Source organism: Streptomyces sp. GESEQ-4 (assembly GCF_017948455.1).
In the GTDB taxonomy this organism is placed as follows: domain Bacteria; phylum Actinomycetota; class Actinomycetes; order Streptomycetales; family Streptomycetaceae; genus Streptomyces.
This window is the reverse complement of record NZ_JAFFSU010000011.1, coordinates 65639-83435: the sequence shown is the minus strand read 5'-3', so window position 1 is coordinate 83435 and position 17797 is coordinate 65639. Positions and strand designations below refer to the sequence as shown.

Here is a 17797-nt window from a genome sequence, read left to right as displayed (position 1 = left end):
GGTGGCAATGAGAAGCGGCCCGGGCCAGTCGGCCGGACCGCGCTCTCACGTCTACGACTCGGTCACTCCTCGACCGTCAGCCCCTTCCGCAGCCGCACCAGCGTCCGCGACAGCAGCCGTGACACATGCATCTGCGAGATCCCCAGCTCCTCACCGATCTCCGACTGGGTCATGCCCGCGACGAAGCGCAGCGAGAGGATCTTCCGGTCCCGGGACGGCAGTTCGGCGATCAGCGGCTTCAACGACTCCACGTACTCGATGCCTTCGAGCCCGTGGTCCTCGTAGCCGATCCGGTCCGCGAGCGCACCTTCGGCGTCGTCCTCCTCCGGCTGGGCGTCGAGCGAGCTGGCGGTGTAGGCGTTGGACGCCGCCATGCCCTCGACGACCTCGTCCTTCGTCAGACCGAGCCGCTCCGCCAGCTCTCCGACCGTGGGGGCGCGGTCGAGCTTCTGGGCCAGCTCGTCACCGGCCTTGGCCAGGTCGAGCCTGAGTTCCTGCAGTCGGCGCGGTACGCGCACGGACCAGGAGGTGTCGCGGAAGAAGCGCTTGATCTCGCCGACGATGGTCGGCATCGCGAAGGTGGGGAACTCCACACCGCGGCTCAGCTCGAAGCGGTCGATCGCCTTGATCAGGCCGATGGTGCCGACCTGGATGATGTCCTCCATCGGCTCGCTGCGGGAGCGGAAGCGGGAGGCGGCGAACTTGACCAGCGCGAGGTTGAGTTCGACGAGCGTGTTACGGACGTACGAATATTCGTGCGTGCCTTCCTCCAGCGACTCCAGCCGCTCGAAGAGGGTCTTGGACAAGGCCCGCGCGTCCACCGGCCCCACCTCGTCGTACGGGGGGATGTCCGGAAGACCGGCGAGCAGGTCGTCCTGCTCCGGGGGCACGTCCGTGTCCGCGATGGGATCCAGATGTTCCGGGGGGGATGTCGACGTCGCTGTAGGGGTATGCGATGCGTCGAGCCGGGGTGACATGATGTCCTCCATCGTTCTCGGCATATGGCTGCCGAAGCCTGTGCGTGCACTGCGGTGTGCGGCGCCTCCAAGCCGGCCGTGTTTGGTTTCGTGTCTGTACTAGCCCTACCCGGTTTACCGAGCCTCCCGCAAGTGCGTTCTGTGTAGAAATGTCCGATTCTGGGCGGATGTTCGGGTGTCGGAGGTCGTGTGGAAGGCGTAGTGTTCGAGGGCGTCAGTCAGCAGTCACGACGTCGGGAGAGAGAGACGGCATGGACCGCGGCACGGTCGGCAGCGCACAGTCTGGCCGGCTTTTGGTGGAGGTCAGGGAAGAGGGCCCCAGTGCCGTCGTGACCCCGGCGGGTGAGTTGGACCACCACACCGCCGATTTGTTGCGTGAGCCACTCGAAGAATGTCTGGCCAAAGGATTCAGCAGGCTGGTCGTCGACTGCTCGCGTCTGGAGTTCTGCGACTCGACCGGGCTCAATGTGCTCCTCGGTGCCCGGCTCAAGGCGGAGGCCGCCGGAGGCGGTGTCCATCTCGCCGGGATGCTGCCCGTGGTGGCACGTGTGTTCGAAATCACGGGGGCCGAAGCGGTCTTCACCGTGCATGACTCGCTCGAGGCGGCCCTGGCCGACCGGACCGGCTGAATCGGCCGTCGTGAGCGCCCCGCCCGCCCCTTCGGGACCGGCGGTTTCCGGGTGTCGCACCCTCCGCACCGCCGCTGTGGCCGAAGACGGGGGTGTTCCCCCGGTCCGGCCGGGCAGGAGAAACGCGTACTGCCCGTACAGCCGTACTGACCCTGTAGTGACTTTTGAATCGTGAACTGGTGAATCGGTGAGGTGAAGCGCTGATGAGCACCACCCGGCCCCGTGCCTCCGGCGATTCCGGGGGGCCCGAGGACGGTGCGTCCGTGCCGTCTGCCGGGCGCCAGGTCCGTCGGCTGAGCCTCGGCGGGGAGAGTGGGGTCGTTCCGCTGGCGCGTGACTTCACTCGGCAGGCGTTGTATGCGTGGGGCTGGATGCCGGCCGCTACCGCGGATCAGCGGGCGGCGGCTGAGGATGTGCTGCTGGTTGTGTCCGAGTTGGTCACCAATGCTTGTCTGCATGCCGAAGGGCCGGACGAGTTGTGGATCGCGTGTGACAACAAGGTGATCCGGGTCGAGGTGTCGGATCGGGGGGCGGGGCAGCCGTCGCCTCGGAATCCGCATCGGGCTGGGCGGCCGGGTGGGCATGGGATGTTCATCGTGCAGCGGCTTTGTCTGGACTGGGGGGTTGTACGGACTCCGGGCGTCGCGGGTAAGACCGTCTGGGCCGAGCTGGGGGCTCCTGCCTAAGCGCCGTAGGGCTTCGGTTGTCTTGTGGCTGCGGGTTGTTCGTGGCTTGTCGCGCAGTTCCCCGCGCCCCTTCGGGGGCGCTTTCGCTTCGGCACATTTCCAACACCTCCTTTGTCTTCCCTCCTTTCATGGGCGGGCGTACCTTGACGGCTCGATCTGATGTGCCGTCAGGAACTTGAGAGGGAGCGGAATCGTGTCGTACCGGAAACGAACCGCCGCGCTCGCGTCCGTCGCGGCCCTGGCCGGCTCGGCGGTGCTGATGGCCGCCCCCGCAGCCCGGGCCGAGGTCGTGGACGTGAACTACCAGTGCAAGACGCCGATCGGGGACAAGAGTGCCGTCTCGCCGATCGACATCAAGGGCGTGGAGAGCGGCAGCGGCTACAAGATCACGATGTCGTGGCAGAAGGGTGTCTCGTCCAGCCCGGTCGAACTGGGCAAGGGCGCGATGAACCCGAGCGCCACCATCAAGCTGGGCGGTGCCGACAGCGGCACGGTGAACGTCACCGGGCCCGCCAACCAGGAAGCCATCCCCGCCAACACCCCGATCAAGATCAGCGACATGACGGGCACCTACACCCCGAAGGAGACCGGCAAGGTCACCTTCACGGCGGGCGTCCTCACCATCAAGGCGCTCGGTACGACGACGACCTGCACGCCGTCCAACAGCCCCGGCCCCTCCCTGACCCTCGACGTCACGGCCGCCGCGGGCGCCTCCGGCTCCACCCCGTCCGGCTCCGGTTCGGACTCCGGCTCCGGCTCCGAACTCCCGCAGACCGGCCCGGAGGACTCGGCCATCGCCCTGGGCACCCTCGGCGGCACGGTGCTGCTGGCCGGGGCGGCCGGTGTGCTGTGGCTGACACGGAGGAATCAGACGGCACGCTGACCCGTCGCCGTCTGTGTCGTACGACTGCTGGAGCCGCCGATGTCGTCCGCCTTCCGTGTCCTGATGCTGGCCCTGCTGGTGCTGTCGGGTGCCTCCCCCGCCGCGTCCGCTGCCTCCTTCGCCTCCCCCGCCTCCTCCGCCGATGACTGGTCCCTCGCGCCCTCCGGTGGTGGGCGGCCGTCCTTCTATGCGGAGGGTGCGCCCGGGGCGGTTCTTCAGGACACGGTGTCCGTGATCAACCCGAGCGAGGGGCCGGTCACCGTGCGGCTGCGGGGGACCGGGGTCGCGGTCGCCTTCGCCGAGGAGTCGGTGCGGGTGCCGGCTCGTACCCGCGCCGACGTTCCCTTCACGGTGAGCGTTCCGACGGGGGCCGCGCCCGGCGATCTCGCGGGTGCGGTCGTCGCGCGGGACGGCGACGGGCGGTCCAGGACGGTGGCGCTGCGGCTGCGGGCCGTCGGGCCGAAGCTCTCCGCGCTGACCGTCGAGCACGTGGCGGTGGGCGCCGACGGTATCTCGTACGAGCTGGTCAACCGCGGTACGACCGCCCTCGTGCCGACGCTCGCCGTCCGCGCCGACGGCGTCTTCGGCCGCCGCGTCCTCGACCGCGCCCCGCGCACCCTCCCCGTCGAACTGGCCCCCGGCCGCCGCATCGAACTCACCGAGCCCTGGCCCGACCGCCCCGCCCTCGACTCGGTGGACGTGCGGCTGACGGTGACGGCGGCGGGCGGTGCGCGGGACGAGGCGGGGGCGTCGGTGTGGTGCGTGCCGTGGGGTGCGGTGGCGGGTGGAGGGCTGGGGGCTGTGGCGGTAGGCGCCGCGCTGGCAGTCGTACGACGTCGGCGGCGGCGTACGGCCGGAGACGGTGACGTGTCCGAATCCCCGCGTACGGAAGTCGAGTTGACGGGAGCGGTGACGTGAGGGGCAAGGTGCGGTTTCCGGTGCTGGTCGCGGTGCTCGCGCTATTGCTGGCGCCCTTGGTGTCACCCGCGGTCGCGGCGGAGAAGCCCGCGGTCAAGCTGTCCAAGTCGCAGGCGGGGACGGGGGGTTCGATCACCGTCACCGGGAGCGGCTGGCGGGAGCGGGCGCTGCTGATGATTCTGATCTGCGGGCAGTCCGTGCCGTCCCGGGGTGTCGTCGGCGGGACCAACTCCTGTGCCAACGCGGACGGGAGGGCGGTGACGACGGACGGTGAGGGGCGGTTCGAGCGGAAGCTGCCGGTCGCGGAGCCTCCCGTGCCGTGCCCGTGCGTGGTGCATGTCGCCACCGTGACCGGGGCGAAGGCGGAGGCCGACGCGATCTTCCAGGTCGCCGGGCACGCGGTGGAGCCGTTGCCCGCGGAGGCGGCGGGCGGGCGGCTGTCGGTGCTGACGGACACGCGGCTCGACGGCTCCAGTGGGCTGCTCACCTGGTTCGGGGCGTCGCCCACGCGCACGCTCGTCTTCACCGTCGGCAACGTCGGCACGTCCACCATCAAGAACCCGGTCTTCCAGGTCGGCACCGCGCACGGAGTCTTCGCGCCCGAGTGGCAGGACCAGCAGTGGCGCGGCACCGTCGAGCCCGGCCGGAAGGCCCGTATCGAGCTGCCGGTCGAGCTGTCCGGCGGCGCGCACGGCGACTACACCGTGTCGCTGAAGTACGGCGGGAAGGTCCTCGCCGAGCAGCCCTGGGGCGTGGGCCGCCCGTGGGGCGTGACCCTGTTCTGGGTCCTGGTCTGCCTGGTCGTACCGGCGGCGGTGTTCCGCGTCGGGATGGCGGTGGTGGACCGGGTACGGCCGCGGCGCGGCACCGGCCGCGCGCGGCTCCGTATGCCCGAACTGACCTTCCGCCTACCGAAGTTGAGCCCTTCGGAGGACGTACCCTCCCCTGCTACCTCGACCACCGCCCTGCCGTGGTTCACCCCGGACTCCGATCCGGGCACGGCCGGTCCGCTCTCCGCACCGCACGACGACAGCCCGACGAGTCCTACGACTCCCACCAGGAAGGGACAGACGTGAGCAAGCCGAGGAGAGTCACACCGGCCCGCGGCCGCAGAACGGGCGCGGCGGGCGTCGCCATGATGCTGTGCGGCGCGGGCATCCTGATCGGCGTCGCCGCGACGCCCGCGCAGGCCGCCGAGGTGTCGTACGCGACCGAGTGCATCCCGCCGGCCATCTCAGGGCTGCCGCCGGTCCAGGGCACCACCAAGGTGGAGATCACCGCGCCCGCCGAGGCCAAGGTCGGCGACGAGGTCGAGATCACCTGGAAGTTCGTCCAGGCCGCCTCCAAGAACCCCGACATCCTCGACCTGGAGAAGGACACCGTCCAGCCGACCGGGACCCTCAAGGCGGCCGGCGCCCAGACCGGGGACATCGCGATGCAGGGCACGCGGACCAATCCGCCGATCCCCAAGAACAGCGACATGAAGCTGTCCGACATGAAGGGCAAGCTGAAGCTCACGGCGGCGGGCGACGTGACGCTGACGCCGGACGCGTACAACATCAACGTCAACAAGCCGATCTCGACGGACACCAAGTGCTCGCCGAAGGAAGCGGTGCAGAAGGCCGCGACCATCAAGGTGACGGACGGGGGCGGGAGTTCGGGGGGTACGACGGGAGGGTTGCCGACGGGTCTGCCGACGCTGCCGACCGGTCTGCCCACGCTGCCGACGGGAGCGCCGACGCCGAGTGAGAGTGAGACGGGCGGTGACGCGGGGGGTGGTTCGGCCGGCGGTTCTGACACCGGCGGTTCCAGCACCGGCGGAGGCGGCGGGCAGACCGAATTCACCGGCAAGGAGGTTCAGGTCCCGTACCAGTGCAAGACGCCGATCGGGGACAAGGAGGCGACCTCGCCGGTCCAGATCGACGCCAAGAAGAACGGCGGGAGTTTCGACCTCACCGTGCAGTTCAAGAAGTCCGTGATGGACAGCCCCGCCGACATCCCGGCCGACTCGGTCAAACCGTCCATGGAGGTGGCGCTGGGCGGCGCCGACAGCGGCACGGTCCATGTCGAGGGGCCCACCAACTCCGAGCCCATCAAGTCCGGCGACCCGATCGAGATCCCCGACCTCACCGGCACGTACAAGCCGGGCGCGAGCGGTGAGACCACGCTCTCACCGGGCGTCCTGACCGTCGAGGCCCTGGGCACGACGACGACCTGCACGCCGACCAAGGCGGACGTCTCCCTCACCCTGGACACGACCGAGCAGGCGAGCGGTGCGTCGGGCGGCGGCTCCGGCTCCGCCGGCGGTTCGGCTGGTGGTTCGGCCGGCGGTTCGTCGTCGACGGACGGTGGCCTGGCCGCGACAGGCGCCGACGACCACAGCACGCTGAAGGCCCTGGGGCTGGTGGCGGGGACGGCTGTGCTGCTGGGCGGTGCGGTGTTCACGTTCATGCCGGGGCGGCGTCTGCGGCGGTAAGGATGTCGGTGAAGTGACCGTGCGGGCCGCTCCCGCGCGGTCACTCTCGTCACGTGCCGTGGTCCAGCCGGTGGTGTGAGCGCATCAGTACGTTCGCGTCACCCACCGCGCTGTAGTCGAAGGCCGCCCGCTGATGTCGTACGACGGCCCGATCGCCGTGTGTGCGTCAGCCCGCCTCTCCCGCGCCTCCCTCAACTCCCGTTCGCAAACGCCGACTTCCTCGACGCGGCCCGCTTCCTGCGCCGCCTCCCGCTGCGCGAGCAGCGCCTCGCACACGTCGCAGACGTGCGACTCCGGAGGTGGTACCGCCGCCAGCGGCGTGCGGTCGCGCTCGCAGTGGTCGGCCGCTCACGTCGACGCCAGCGCCTCCGTAGGAGGCAGGCGTGCCGCGCGGACCGAGGGATAGACGCCGGCCGCCATGCCGATCAGTACGGCGCCGAGGCAGCCGCCCGTGACCGAGAGCAGGGGGATCACCGTTGGCCAACCTTGGTAGGCCGCGTAGCCGACGTTGGCGAGGACGCCGAACAGGGTTCCGGCGATGGCGCCGAGCACTGACAGTCCCACGGACTCGGTGAGGAACTGGACGCGTATATGACCGCGGGTCGCGCCCAGCGCCCGGCGGAGCCCGATGTCCCTTCGGCGCTCCAGGACCGAGATGACCATGGTGTTGGCCACGCCGATTCCGCCGACCAGCAGGGCGACACCGGCAAGGCCCAGGAAGAGGGAGGAGAAGGTGTTCTGCGTGGCGCGCTTGGCCGCCAGGGCGTCGGAGGGGCGGCTGACCTGGACCTGTCCGGGCTGTTCAGGGAACACGGTGGCGGCGAGTACGTTCCGTACGTCCTCCAGATGGGCCTCTCGTGCCTTGACGTAGATCACTGTGGGGTTCCCCTCGAAGCGCAGCGTCTTCTTGGCGGCCGGCCACCCCGTCAGGACGGTGTTGTCGAGGTCGTCGGCCAGCGGTACGGAGTGCAGGACGCCGATCACGGTGAACCACGACTTGTTGATCTGTATCTGTGGTGCCGGGTCGTTCTCGGGGATTTCCCCGATGCCGAGCCGGCCGGCGGCTTGGTAGCCCAGGACGGCCGTGGGGAATTGTTCGTCGGCGGCGCTGAAGAACCTTCCCGAGAAGACCTTTCCGCCTACCACGTTCAGCAGGTCGCGTCGGGCCGCGAGCACACTGAGCCCGGTACCGGAGAAGTCGTCGTCACCGATGAGGTCGGAACGCTGGACCGCGGCATTGGTGTTGGCCACCGCGCTCGCCTCGGTGACCGGTTCGATGCGGCGCACCCTGTCGACCGATTCCTCGGGCAGCTTGACCGGCACGCCCTGTCCCGAGAACGGCTGCACTCGCAGCATGTTGGAGCCAAGGGCCGAGATCTCGTCCATCAACGCCCGTTGGCTGGAGGCCGGGATCCCGGTCACCACCACCATCGTGGCGACGCCGATCGAAATGCCGAGTGCCGACAGCGCGGCACGCATCTTGCGGGTGCGCAGGCCGAGGAGGCCCAGGCCCAACAGGTCGAGAAGGGCGAGACGTACCGGCTTGATCTTGTCTTCGGCACGCCGGGAAGAGCGCCGCAGCTTGGCGCGGGGCGGCTTGGCGGGGGCGGTCATGACAGGCTTCCGGTCAGTGCGGTGTCCGCGACCAGGCGACCGTCACGCAGGTGAACCCTGCGTGGCAACTGGTCGGCGATGTCCCGGTCGTGAGTGATGAGTGCGATCGTGGTGCCCGCCGCGTTGAGTTCGGTCAACAGGGCGAGCGCCGCGGCGCCGTTGGCGGTGTCGAGTGCGCCGGTCGGCTCGTCGGCGAGGACCAGTGCCGGCTCATGGACGACCGCGCGGGCTATGGCGACCCGTTGGCGCTCCCCTCCGGAGAGCTGCCCCGGCAGGTGGCCGGCCCGGTGGGCGAGTCCGACCCGGGCCAGGGCCTCCTCGGCCAGCTTCTTCCGGTACTTCCTGGGCACACCGGCGTACAGCAGGCCGGTCGCCACGTTCTCCGCCGCGGTGAGTCCGTCCGTCAGGTGGAAGTGCTGGAAGACGAAGCCCAGGCGCCGCCCGCGCAGGGCGGACAGTTGGCGGTCGGACAGCTCCGCCACGTCCTGCCCCTCGATGACCACGCTGCCGCTGGTGGGCGGGGCCAGTGTGCCCATGATGTGGAGCAGCGTGGACTTGCCGGAGCCGGAAGGGCCGAGGATGGCCAGCAGTTCGCCCCGCGCGACGGACAGGGAGACCCCGTCGAGGGCTCTCACCCCGGGGGGATAGGTCACGCTCGCCTTGCGTACGCTGATCACCTGGGTCATGCGGTGGTTTCCACCTTCATGCCCTCGCTGACGCCCTGGCCGCTGATCTCGACCAGTCCCTTGGCGAACATGCCTGTGTCGACCGGGACGAGCCGACCGCCGGAGAGCCGGACCGCGTACCCTCCCTCGCGCAGGGCGAGCAGGGCGCCGATCGGGACGGCGAGTACGTCCTTCTTGGACTCCCCCTGGAACTGGGCCTGTACGGGAGCGGAGTCGATGCCCTTGACGGCCTGTGGGTCGTCCAGCGACACCGTGACGTTGGTCTTGGTCTGCCCGGTGTTGCCCGACTCGTCCTCCTCTCCCTGCACGGTGGTGCTGATCGCGGCGACCCGGCCCGCGGCGGTGGACTGGTCGGGCAGCACCACGGTGACCCGCCCGCCCGACTTGATGGACCCGATGTCGAGCGACTCCACCGGCACGGTCACGGACTTGGTGGTGGCGGTCACCGTCATCAGGTCTCCCGACGCCTCGTCCCCGGGCTGGGCGAGGACTTCTGAGACCCGCACCGCCGACTTCGTCACGACCACGTCGGAGAAGTCGAGGACGCCGGTCGGCTCGATGCCTACGGCCTTCTGCCAGCGCTCGATCGCGGACATCAGGGACTGGGTGAGCACACCGTCGCCCTCCCTGACCGTGGACTGCGAGGGGCTCGGGCTCGCTGCCCCCTCCTGTGACGCATCGGTTCCTTGGCCCGCTCCGCCGTCCGGTGCAGAGGACGGGGCGGCCGGAGGCGTGGTCCCCTCCTGGCCAGGGCCCGTTGTCGCGGGCGGCGGGGCGTCCGCGGGGGCTTCCTGCCGGACGACCGTGCCCGGCGCGGGCTGTGCACCGATGTCGTAGCCGAGAGCCTTGAGGTTGTCGGCGACGACCCGTATGTCACGGCCGACGGTGCCGGGGGTGTCGAGCCTGCGGTACAGCGGTGTGCTGCCGTAGAAGACGACGGCGGAACGCTCGTCGACGCGGTACAGCTGCCGGCCGCGTGCGACCGTCGCACCCCGGGTCGGAAGCCAGGTCACCCGTCCTTCGCCGGCGCTGCGGATCGTGCGCGCGGAGTCGTAGCCGAGCGTCCCCTCCATCTCTCTGGTGCCCGACAGGTCCGTTCTGACCACGGCGATCTGTTTGATCTTCGGGCCGGACTCGGGTTCGGAGCCGTTCCCGCCCCGGCCGGCCCACAGCAGCCCGGCGCCCGTTCCTCCTGCGAGCAGCACGGCGACGATGGCGAGATACAAGCCCTTCCTCTTCCGGCGGCCCGCTGCCGCCCTGCGGGGGTCTGCCTCTTCCTGGACCGTCACCCGCAGGGCCATGGTGTCCCCGGCGTCGCGCTCACTCACCACTGAACGCCTCTATCATGCATTCCTGGTCGATCTGGTCGGCATTCCTGGGCGGATTCGCACCGGGCTTGTAATTCCAGCCACCTCCGTCAGGAAGGGGGTTCACCTTAAGTCCTCGGCGATTGTCGCAGGCGATCCACTTGTTGTAATCGTCCATGTAGTCGGGGTTTTTCTTCGGGTCCAGCTCCGGGGGCGGAAGTGGCCTCTTCCCGAGACATGTCTTTTCCACTTCCGGGCGCTCTTTGGCCACATCTATACCGGGGAACCACAGTGATCCGGGATCGGCTTCCGGCATTTTATTTCCTGGCGTCGGAATGGGCACTCCGTGATCCTTGAGGCAGCGCAGGTAGCCCTGGTACATGCGCAGTTCCTCGATGTCCGTGGTGTCCAGCCGAATCTGGGGGCGGCCGGACTCGGAATCGTCGGCCGCCGGACTCTTCGTCGCACTGCCCTTTCCGCCTCCACCGGACTCCGCGACGGAGACGACTCCGTCGTCCTTGCTCTCGGCGTCTCCGCCGGAGGAGCAGGCGGTGACCAGCGTTACCGCCAGCACTGCGCAGGAGAGGAAGAGGTTCTTCTTGTTCGGCATGCCTGGAAGCGTGACAAGACTTTGTCAGGAAGTTGTCATGGAATGGAATCGGATAAGCCGGGGTTCACCAGGCGCTCCACAGGTTTATCATCGGGCCATGTCCGCATACGTACTGGTGGCCGAAGACGATGAAAAGCAGGCCGAACTGATCCGGCGCTACCTGGTGCACGACGGCCATGTCGTAACCGTGATGCACGATGGCCCGGCAGCCCTCGAGGAAGCCACCCAGCGGCCACCCGACCTGTTCGTTCTCGACTGGATGCTGCCGGGTCTCGACGGCCTTGAGATATGCCGGCGTATACGCGCCACGGGTGATATGCCCATTTTGATGCTCACCGCCCGCTCCGCCGAGGACGATCTGCTCCTTGGCCTGGACATCGGGGCGGACGACTACATGACCAAGCCGTTCAGGCCGCGTGAACTGGTGGCCCGCATCCGGACGCTGCTGCGGCGCACCCGGCATCCGGAGCGCACCGAGGAAGTGCTCCTCAAGGCCGGCCCATTGATCGTGGCCCCGGACCGCCACGAGGTGTCCTTCCACGGCCGCCCAGTGAACTGCACTCCCGGCGAGTTCCGCCTGCTCAGCACGTTGGCAGCCGCACCCGACCGGGTCTTCACCAGGGCTCAGCTGCTGCACTGCATCACCGACCACGGCCGAGCCGTCACCGAACGCACCGTGGACATGCACATAGTGAACCTGCGGAAGAAGATCGAGACCTCGCCGCACAGACCGCAGTTCCTGCTGACCGTCCACGGCGTGGGTTACAAGCTGTCCCGAGGCCGCCGTGAGGTCTGAAATCCCGCTCCGCAACAGCCTGCTGTCCCGGCTGCTGGTCACCTCCGTGCTGATCTCCTTGGTGTCCATCGGGGCCACGGCCTGGCTGACGGTACGCGGCACCACCGTCGCCATCGAGCAGGAGCAGGGCCAGGCCCTCGCGGACGACGCCACCATCCAGGACACGCTGGAGGGCTTCGCCGCGACGCACCGGAACTGGAACGGTGTCGAGCGCACCGTCCTTGATCTCTCCCGGTCGACGGGACGCACCATCATCTTGACCACGCGGGCACGCCAGGTCATCACCACGTCGCATCGGTCGGCCACGGAGCAGTTGCCCCGCAACGAGAGCGCCGTGATCGATCCCCTGCACGTCGCTCCGTCCACGGATCAGGGTGTCGGCCAGGCGGAGCAGATCTCCCGCATCGACCCACGCGCCGTCGGACCCTACCGACTGCCCGCCGAGGAGCGGGCGAAGCTGCGGCAGATCGCCCGCGACGAGGTCAGCTGCCTCTACAGCCGGACGGGAGAACGCGCGCACATCGTCGAGGAGGCCAGTGGCAGACCCGCCCTCCGCACGCTCAGGGCCTCGGAGGACTTCATCCCGGCCTGCGCGACCAAGCTCATGCTCGAACCCACCCCGACCGAGGCCGCGGCCCTCGCCGAACTCGCCGGACTCGTCCGCGGCTGCGCCGAGCGCAACCACGTACGCCTGCCAGAACCGCTGACCGTCACGGTGGACTTCCGGGTGGAAGGCGACGAGTCCGCGCAGGGTTCCGCCGCTGTGGACGACTGTGTGGAGGAAGGCCGACGGGAGCAGTTGGCGGCGCACGTCGCCCCGGCGGCCCTGCTGTTCGTCACCAGCGCGCCTCGCACGGCGACCGCCGTCCTGGACCTGTCACCGGCCGGCACCCTCCGGGTCCTGGCCACCACCGGTCTGGTCCTGGCCGTGACCATCACCGTGACCGCCGTCATCGCGATCAGGCTGGTACGCCCGCTGCGCGCGCTGACCAACGCGGCCCGCGCCCCAGGGGGCCGGCACCTGCGTATCCCCGTCACCACCAAGGACGAGACCGGCCATCTGGCCGCCGCCCTCAACGACCTGTCGGAACGCCGCGAACGCACCGACGAGCAGCGCCGGGTCATGGTCAGCGACATCGCCCACGAACTGCGCACGCCCCTCACCAATATCCGCGGCTGGCTGGACGCCGCACAGGACGGCCTGGCCGAGCCCGACGCGGCGCTCCTCACCTCGCTCCAGGAAGAGGCGGGCCTCCTCCAGCACATCGTGGACGACCTCCAGGTACTCGCCGCCGCCGACGCCGGCACCCTGCACCTGCGCCCCCAGGAGCTGGACCTGCGCGAGCTGCTCGAGCAGACCATGAGCGCCCACCAGGCGACCGCACACGCCGGCGGTGTCGAGACCGCCATCCATGCCCCGGACAGCCTCTCGATCCACGCCGACCCGGTCCGCCTGCGCCAGGTCCTGGGCAACCTTCTGTCCAACGCGATACGCCACACCCCGCCGGACGGCCGCGTCACCCTCAGCGCCCGCCACGTGGCAGGTGCCGTCGTCATCGAGGTGAAGGACACGGGCAGCGGCATCCGCGAAGAGGACCTGCCCCGGGTGTTCGACCGCTTCTGGCGGGCCGAACAGTCCCGCAGCCGGCGGACGGGAGGCAGCGGGCTGGGGCTGTCCATCGTCAGACAGCTGGTGCGGGCGCACGGAGGAGATGTCTCCGTGGCGAGCCGGCCGCACGTGGAGACGGTGTTCCTGGTGCGGTTGCCGTGCTGATCCGTACGTTACGGTCCGGGCGGCTGCCCCGGAGCCGGTTCGGGTGCGGCGAGGAGGCCTGCCGCCGATGACGGGCCGCCCGCCCACCACCACGCTCGCCGGTCAGCCGGTGACCCGCATGCCCTCGTAAGGCCGCCCCTGCCTCGTCGCGTAATTCGGCTGAGGTGTACTCGTCGGCCCTCAGCGGTGGGCAGGCAGGTGATGTCGCCGGCCACCTTGGTGCCGGGAGCATCGGCGTGTAAGTCGCGGCCGATCAGGTCCGGGGCCGGCCGGGCCCGTTCCCGCATCACTCGGGCGATGCTCCCCCGCAAGCGGGGGTACCCCCAGCGGTTCACGCGTCGGCGGCCATCTGGCGGCCCCGGCGGGCGGCTTCGCCGTCACGCCAGGCGTAGTAGGAGGAGCGGGCGACTTCCATTGCCCGGCACAGCAGGGTGAATTACGGCGAAGGCCGCCGCACCCGACCCGGTGCGGCGGCCCTTCTGTGTTCGTCGGCAGACTTCAGTGCACGTCGCCCATCAGGGTCTTGACCTTCCGGCGGTACATCCACACCGCGAATCCGGCGAGGACCGCCAGGGCCGCCTCTCCGAAGACGGCGCCCTTGCCGCTCAGGTCGACGCCGGCTATGGCCGGGTTGGAGAGGAGGCTGGTGATGGAGTCGCCCGCGGTGACCGCGAGGAACCAGACGCCCATCATCTGGCTGGCGTACTTGGCCGGGGCCATCTTCGTCGTCACCGACAGGCCGACCGGGGAGAGGCACAGCTCACCGACGGTCTGGATGAAGTAGATGCCCACCAGCCACATCGGGCTGACCGCGGTGCCGTTCGCCGCCATGCCGAGCGGGATCAGGAAGAAGAAGAACGAGACGCCGACCAGGACCAGGCCCATCGCGAACTTCACGATGGTGCTCGGCTCCTTGCCCTGGCGGTTCAGCCACACCCAGACGAAGGCGAAGACCGGGGCCAGCGCCATGATGAACAGCGGGTTCAGCGACTGGTACCAGGAGGACGGGAAGTCGAAGCCCAGCATCGAGCCGGACGCCTTGCCCTCACCGAACGCCTGGACCGTGGACGCGCCCTGGTCGTAGATCATCCAGAACACGGCGGCGGCGACGAAGAACCAGATGTAGGCGGTCATCTTCGACTGCTCGTTCGTCGAGAGATCCTTGTCCCGCTTGATACGCAGCAGCACGCCCGCCGGCACGATGAGACCGATGATCGTGAGCGGGATCATCGCCCAGTTCAGGGTGAAGTGACCGGTGAAGCCGACCGCGCCGTAGAACACGGCCGCGACGATCACCCAGATCAGGCCCTTGCGCAGCCAGGCCGCGCGCTCCTCGGCCGCCAGCGGCTTCGGTACGACGCTGCTCTGCGGGCTCAGATTGCGCGTGCCGAGCAGGAACGCGGCCAGACCGATCGCCATGCCGACCGCGGCCATGCCGAAGCCGAGGTGCCAGTTGACCTCCTGGCCGACGGTGCCGATGGCCAGCGGGGCGAAGAAGGCACCGGCGTTGATGCCCATGTAGAAGATCGTGAAGCCGCCGTCGCGACGCGGGTCCTCGGGGCCGTCGTACAGATGGCCCACCATCGTGGAGATGTTGGCCTTGAGCAGCCCGGAACCGGCCGCGACCAGGGCGAGGCCCGCGAAGAACGGCGCCTGGCCGCCGGGCAGCGCCAGCACCAGGTGGCCGGACATGATGGTGACGGCCGCGATGGCCACCGTCTTGCGCGGACCCCAGACGCGGTCGCCGAGCCAGCCGCCGGGCATGGCGAGGAGGTAGACCATCGCCGAGTAGACGGAGACGATCACCGTCGTGGTGGCCACGTCCATCGCGAGGCCGCCGCCCATGCTGTTCTTGCCGGCGTCGGGGCCGCCGGACAGCAGGTAGACGGTGAGCAGTGCCTTCATGCCGTAGTAGGAGAATCGCTCCCACATCTCGGTCATGAAGAGAGTGGCCAGTCCGCGGGGGTGGCCGAAGAAGGTCTTCTCGGAACCGGGGGTGCCCGGGGTGGCCGAGTCCTTCGTCAGGCTGGACGCCATGGTCGATCCTTGCTGGTCGGGACGCGCCTGGAGTGGGTGGGGCACACACAAAAAAGACCTTCAGCGTCACATGCTTGCCAAAGGTCCCCGTGGTGCTACAGGCGCTCATTCACCATAAGGCAGGACACCGACGGAAATGGAAGGACTTGAGACGTCAATCACAGGTGTCGATGGAACCGCAAGCGCATTTTCGAAGGTCATTCTCAGAATCGCACCCTACGGCCATTGGTTCGTACCGATGCCGGGACAAGGTAAGGATCGCTCCAAGGAACGGTAAGAATCCGGCCTGCCGATCACACCCCGGCTCTTGTCATCCGCGGACTACCATCAGCTCATGACCCGTGTACTGCTCGCCGAGGACGACGCGTCCATCTCGGAGCCGCTGGCCCGCGCCCTGCGCCGGGAAGGCTACGAGGTCGAGGTGCGCGAGGACGGCCCCACCGCGCTCGACGCCGGCATCCAGGGCGGCATCGATCTGTGCGTCCTGGACCTGGGCCTGCCCGGCATGGACGGCCTGGAGGTGGCCCGTCGGCTGCGCGCCGAAGGCCACACCGTCCCGATCCTCATCCTGACCGCGCGCGCCGACGAGGTCGACACCGTCGTCGGTCTCGACGCGGGCGCCGACGACTACGTCACCAAGCCGTTCCGGCTCGCCGAACTGCTCGCCCGGGTCCGGGCCCTGCTGCGGCGCGGCGCCGCCGAGCCGCAGCAGCCGCCCGCCACGCACGGCGTGCGCATCGACGTCGAGTCGCACCGCGCGTGGATGGGGGAGGAGGAACTCCAGCTCACCGCCAAGGAGTTCGACCTGCTGCGAGTGCTGGTGCGCGACGCCGGGCGGGTCGTCACCCGCGACCAGCTGATGCGCGAGGTGTGGGACACCACCTGGTGGTCGTCGACCAAGACCCTCGACATGCACATCTCCTGGCTGCGCAAGAAGCTCGGCGACGACGCGGCGAACCCGCGGTACATCGCCACCGTGCGCGGTGTGGGTTTCCGCTTCGAGAAGAGCTGAGTCCGAGCGGTGCTGAGCAATGACTAGTACGGGTCGTACGGGTCCATGCGCCGTCGACTGATCCAGTCCACGCTCGCCGTGGTGCTCGTCGTGATCGCCGTCTTCGGGCTCTCCCTCGTGATCGTCGAGACCCGGACGATCAGCAGCACCGCGCAGGAGCGGGTGGACTCCGAGGCGATCCGGCTGGCCAGCATCGTGGACAGCAGGCTGATGGCCACAGGGGCCGTCACGGCTGACGTGCTGCGCGAACAGGTGCCGGCGGAGCGCTACGCGCAGGTCCGGATCCCGGGTGAGAAGCCCATCGAGATCGGCAGCAAGCCGACCGGCGACACCATCAGCGCCACGCGCAAGGGCGAGCAGGGGGAGACGGTCGTCGTCCAGGAACCCCGTTCCGTGGTGACCCGTGAGGTCTGGCGGACCCTCCTGATCATCGCGGCCGTGGCGTTGCTGGCGGTGATCGCCGCGGTGCTGCTCGCCGTACGGCAGGCCAATCGGCTCGCCTCACCGCTGACCGACCTCGCCGAGACCGCCGAACGGCTCGGATCCGGGGATCCGCGGCCCCGGCACAAGCGGTACGGCGTCCCCGAGCTGGACCGGGTCGCCGACGTGCTGGACAGTTCCGCCGAACGGATCGCCCGCATGCTGACCGCGGAACGGCGACTGGCCGCCGACGCCTCCCACCAGCTCCGTACGCCGCTCACCGCGCTGTCCATGCGGCTCGAGGAGATCACCCTCACCGACGACCCGGACACGGTGAAGGAGGAGGCGACGATCGCGATCGCGCAGGTGGAGCGGCTTACGGATGTCGTCGAGCGGCTGCTGACGAACTCCCGTGACCCGCGTACCGGCTCCGCCGTCACCTTCGATCTCGACGAGGTCATTCAGCAGCAGCTCGCGGAGTGGCGGCCCGCGTACCGGAGTGCGGGGCGGGCGATCGTCAGCTCGGGCAAGCGGCATCTGCATGCGGTGGGTACGCCGGGGGCGGTGGCGCAGGTGCTGGCCGCGTTGATCGAGAACTCGCTGATGCACGGTGGCGGTACGGTCGCGCTGCGCACGCGGGTCACCGGGAATCAGGCGGTCGTCGAGGTGACGGACGAGGGGCCCGGGGTACCTGCCGATCTTGGGGCGCGGATCTTCGAGCGGGCGATCAGTGGGCGGAACTCGACCGGGATCGGGCTGGCCGTCGCGCGGGATCTGGCGGAGGCGGATGGGGGGCGGCTGGAGATGCTGCAGGCTGCGCCGCCGGTGTTCGGGTTGTTTCTGTCTCGTACGGCTACGAAGACGCCAGCTGGGGAATCGGAGCCGACGGTTCGGTAGGCGGGGGTGGGTGCGGTGCCCGGCGTGGGGCTGGGCGGGGGTGGGTCGCGCAGCCCGGCGTTTGCGGGGTGCCGC

16 protein-coding genes are annotated in these 17797 nt (G+C 69.4%); 10 read left to right on the top strand and 6 right to left on the bottom strand.

Annotated features, from left to right (window positions below):
• Nucleotides 1-62 precede the first annotated feature (62 nt).
• Nucleotides 63-989, bottom strand: coding sequence for an RNA polymerase sigma factor SigF (locus tag KCH48_RS21995; protein ID WP_210576389.1), 927 nt, complete (start codon nt 987-989; stop codon nt 63-65).
• Between the two features lie 239 nt (nt 990-1228).
• Between KCH48_RS21995 and KCH48_RS21990 the strand changes: the two genes are divergently transcribed.
• The 6 genes from KCH48_RS21990 to KCH48_RS21965 all read left to right on the top strand — a co-directional run bounded on the left by KCH48_RS21990 (nt 1229) and on the right by KCH48_RS21965 (nt 6569).
• Nucleotides 1229-1606 (top strand): STAS domain-containing protein, encoded by a 378-nt coding sequence (locus KCH48_RS21990; protein WP_210576388.1) that lies wholly within the window; start codon nt 1229-1231, stop codon nt 1604-1606.
• 203 nt (nt 1607-1809) lie between these two features.
• Nucleotides 1810-2292, top strand: a complete 483-nt coding sequence (locus KCH48_RS21985; protein WP_210576387.1) for an ATP-binding protein — start codon at nt 1810-1812, stop codon at nt 2290-2292.
• A 193-nt stretch (nt 2293-2485) separates the two neighbouring features.
• Nucleotides 2486-3175 carry an LPXTG cell wall anchor domain-containing protein gene (locus KCH48_RS21980; protein ID WP_210576386.1) on the top strand — a complete coding sequence of 230 codons (690 nt, stop codon included), beginning with the start codon at nt 2486-2488 and terminating at the stop codon, nt 3173-3175.
• A 39-nt stretch (nt 3176-3214) separates the two neighbouring features.
• Nucleotides 3215-4093, top strand: coding sequence for a hypothetical protein (locus KCH48_RS21975; protein WP_210576385.1), 879 nt, complete (start codon nt 3215-3217; stop codon nt 4091-4093).
• Entirely contained in the window at nt 4090-5169 is a 1080-nt protein-coding gene (locus tag KCH48_RS21970; RefSeq protein WP_210576384.1) for a hypothetical protein, read from the top strand. The genes KCH48_RS21975 and KCH48_RS21970 overlap by 4 nt, the downstream gene beginning before the upstream one ends.
• Before the next feature lie 62 nt (nt 5170-5231).
• Complete coding sequence (locus tag KCH48_RS21965; RefSeq protein ID WP_210576563.1) at nt 5232-6569, top strand: hypothetical protein; 1338 nt, start codon at nt 5232-5234, stop codon at nt 6567-6569.
• A 348-nt stretch (nt 6570-6917) separates the two neighbouring features.
• Here KCH48_RS21965 and KCH48_RS21960 read toward each other — a convergent pair whose 3' ends face one another.
• From KCH48_RS21960 to KCH48_RS21945, 4 genes are read right to left on the bottom strand one after another with little or no spacing between them, the layout of a single operon-like run.
• Entirely contained in the window at nt 6918-8183 is a 1266-nt protein-coding gene (locus tag KCH48_RS21960; RefSeq protein WP_210576383.1) for an ABC transporter permease, read from the bottom strand.
• Nucleotides 8180-8869: an ABC transporter ATP-binding protein gene (locus tag KCH48_RS21955; protein ID WP_210576382.1), complete on the bottom strand. Its 690-nt coding sequence runs from the start codon at nt 8867-8869 to the stop codon at nt 8180-8182. Before KCH48_RS21955 ends, KCH48_RS21960 begins: the two co-directional genes overlap by 4 nt.
• Entirely contained in the window at nt 8866-10197 is a 1332-nt protein-coding gene (locus KCH48_RS21950) for an efflux RND transporter periplasmic adaptor subunit (RefSeq protein WP_307840912.1), read from the bottom strand. The genes KCH48_RS21955 and KCH48_RS21950 overlap by 4 nt, the downstream gene beginning before the upstream one ends.
• Complete coding sequence (locus KCH48_RS21945) at nt 10190-10786, bottom strand: hypothetical protein (RefSeq protein WP_210576380.1); 597 nt, start codon at nt 10784-10786, stop codon at nt 10190-10192. The genes KCH48_RS21950 and KCH48_RS21945 overlap by 8 nt, the downstream gene beginning before the upstream one ends.
• Nucleotides 10787-10883: 97 nt before the next feature.
• On the opposite strand from KCH48_RS21945, the gene KCH48_RS21940 reads away from it, so the two are divergent.
• Complete coding sequence (locus KCH48_RS21940) at nt 10884-11582, top strand: response regulator transcription factor (RefSeq protein ID WP_210576379.1); 699 nt, start codon at nt 10884-10886, stop codon at nt 11580-11582.
• On the top strand, nt 11572-13356 hold the full coding sequence (locus tag KCH48_RS21935) for a cell wall metabolism sensor histidine kinase WalK (RefSeq protein WP_210576378.1): 1785 nt from the start codon (nt 11572-11574) through the stop codon (nt 13354-13356). Before KCH48_RS21940 ends, KCH48_RS21935 begins: the two co-directional genes overlap by 11 nt.
• A 498-nt stretch (nt 13357-13854) precedes the next feature.
• On the opposite strand, the gene KCH48_RS21930 is transcribed toward KCH48_RS21935, so the two are convergent.
• A complete protein-coding gene (locus KCH48_RS21930) occupies nt 13855-15393 on the bottom strand; it encodes a peptide MFS transporter (RefSeq protein ID WP_210576377.1) in 1539 nt (512 codons plus the stop codon).
• Nucleotides 15394-15727: 334 nt separating this feature from the next.
• Between KCH48_RS21930 and KCH48_RS21925 the strand changes: the two genes are divergently transcribed.
• The gene (locus KCH48_RS21925) at nt 15728-16405 is read left to right on the top strand and encodes a response regulator transcription factor (protein WP_055614806.1); all 678 of its coding nucleotides are present in this window, start codon (nt 15728-15730) and stop codon (nt 16403-16405) included.
• Between the two features lie 45 nt (nt 16406-16450).
• Nucleotides 16451-17722, top strand: a complete 1272-nt coding sequence (locus tag KCH48_RS21920) for an ATP-binding protein (RefSeq protein WP_210576376.1) — start codon at nt 16451-16453, stop codon at nt 17720-17722.
• Nucleotides 17723-17797: the final 75 nt, after the last annotated feature.

What these genes read in the sequence shown, in the direction of transcription:
- KCH48_RS21940 (WP_210576379.1), top strand. Translation starts at nt 10,884, where the DNA reads ATGTCCGCATACGTACTGGTGGCCGAAGACGATGAAAAGCAGGCCGAA.
- KCH48_RS21930 (WP_210576377.1), bottom strand. Translation starts at nt 15,393, where the DNA reads ATGGCGTCCAGCCTGACGAAGGACTCGGCCACCCCGGGCACCCCCGGT.
- KCH48_RS21945 (WP_210576380.1), bottom strand. Translation starts at nt 10,786, where the DNA reads ATGCCGAACAAGAAGAACCTCTTCCTCTCCTGCGCAGTGCTGGCGGTA.
- KCH48_RS21960 (WP_210576383.1), bottom strand. Translation starts at nt 8,183, where the DNA reads ATGACCGCCCCCGCCAAGCCGCCCCGCGCCAAGCTGCGGCGCTCTTCC.
- KCH48_RS21965 (WP_210576563.1), top strand. Translation starts at nt 5,232, where the DNA reads ATGCTGTGCGGCGCGGGCATCCTGATCGGCGTCGCCGCGACGCCCGCG.
- KCH48_RS21995 (WP_210576389.1), bottom strand. Translation starts at nt 989, where the DNA reads ATGGAGGACATCATGTCACCCCGGCTCGACGCATCGCATACCCCTACA.
- KCH48_RS21925 (WP_055614806.1), top strand. Translation starts at nt 15,728, where the DNA reads ATGACCCGTGTACTGCTCGCCGAGGACGACGCGTCCATCTCGGAGCCG.
- KCH48_RS21975 (WP_210576385.1), top strand. Translation starts at nt 3,215, where the DNA reads ATGTCGTCCGCCTTCCGTGTCCTGATGCTGGCCCTGCTGGTGCTGTCG.
- KCH48_RS21920 (WP_210576376.1), top strand. Translation starts at nt 16,451, where the DNA reads ATGCGCCGTCGACTGATCCAGTCCACGCTCGCCGTGGTGCTCGTCGTG.
- KCH48_RS21990 (WP_210576388.1), top strand. Translation starts at nt 1,229, where the DNA reads ATGGACCGCGGCACGGTCGGCAGCGCACAGTCTGGCCGGCTTTTGGTG.
- KCH48_RS21955 (WP_210576382.1), bottom strand. Translation starts at nt 8,869, where the DNA reads ATGACCCAGGTGATCAGCGTACGCAAGGCGAGCGTGACCTATCCCCCC.
- KCH48_RS21985 (WP_210576387.1), top strand. Translation starts at nt 1,810, where the DNA reads ATGAGCACCACCCGGCCCCGTGCCTCCGGCGATTCCGGGGGGCCCGAG.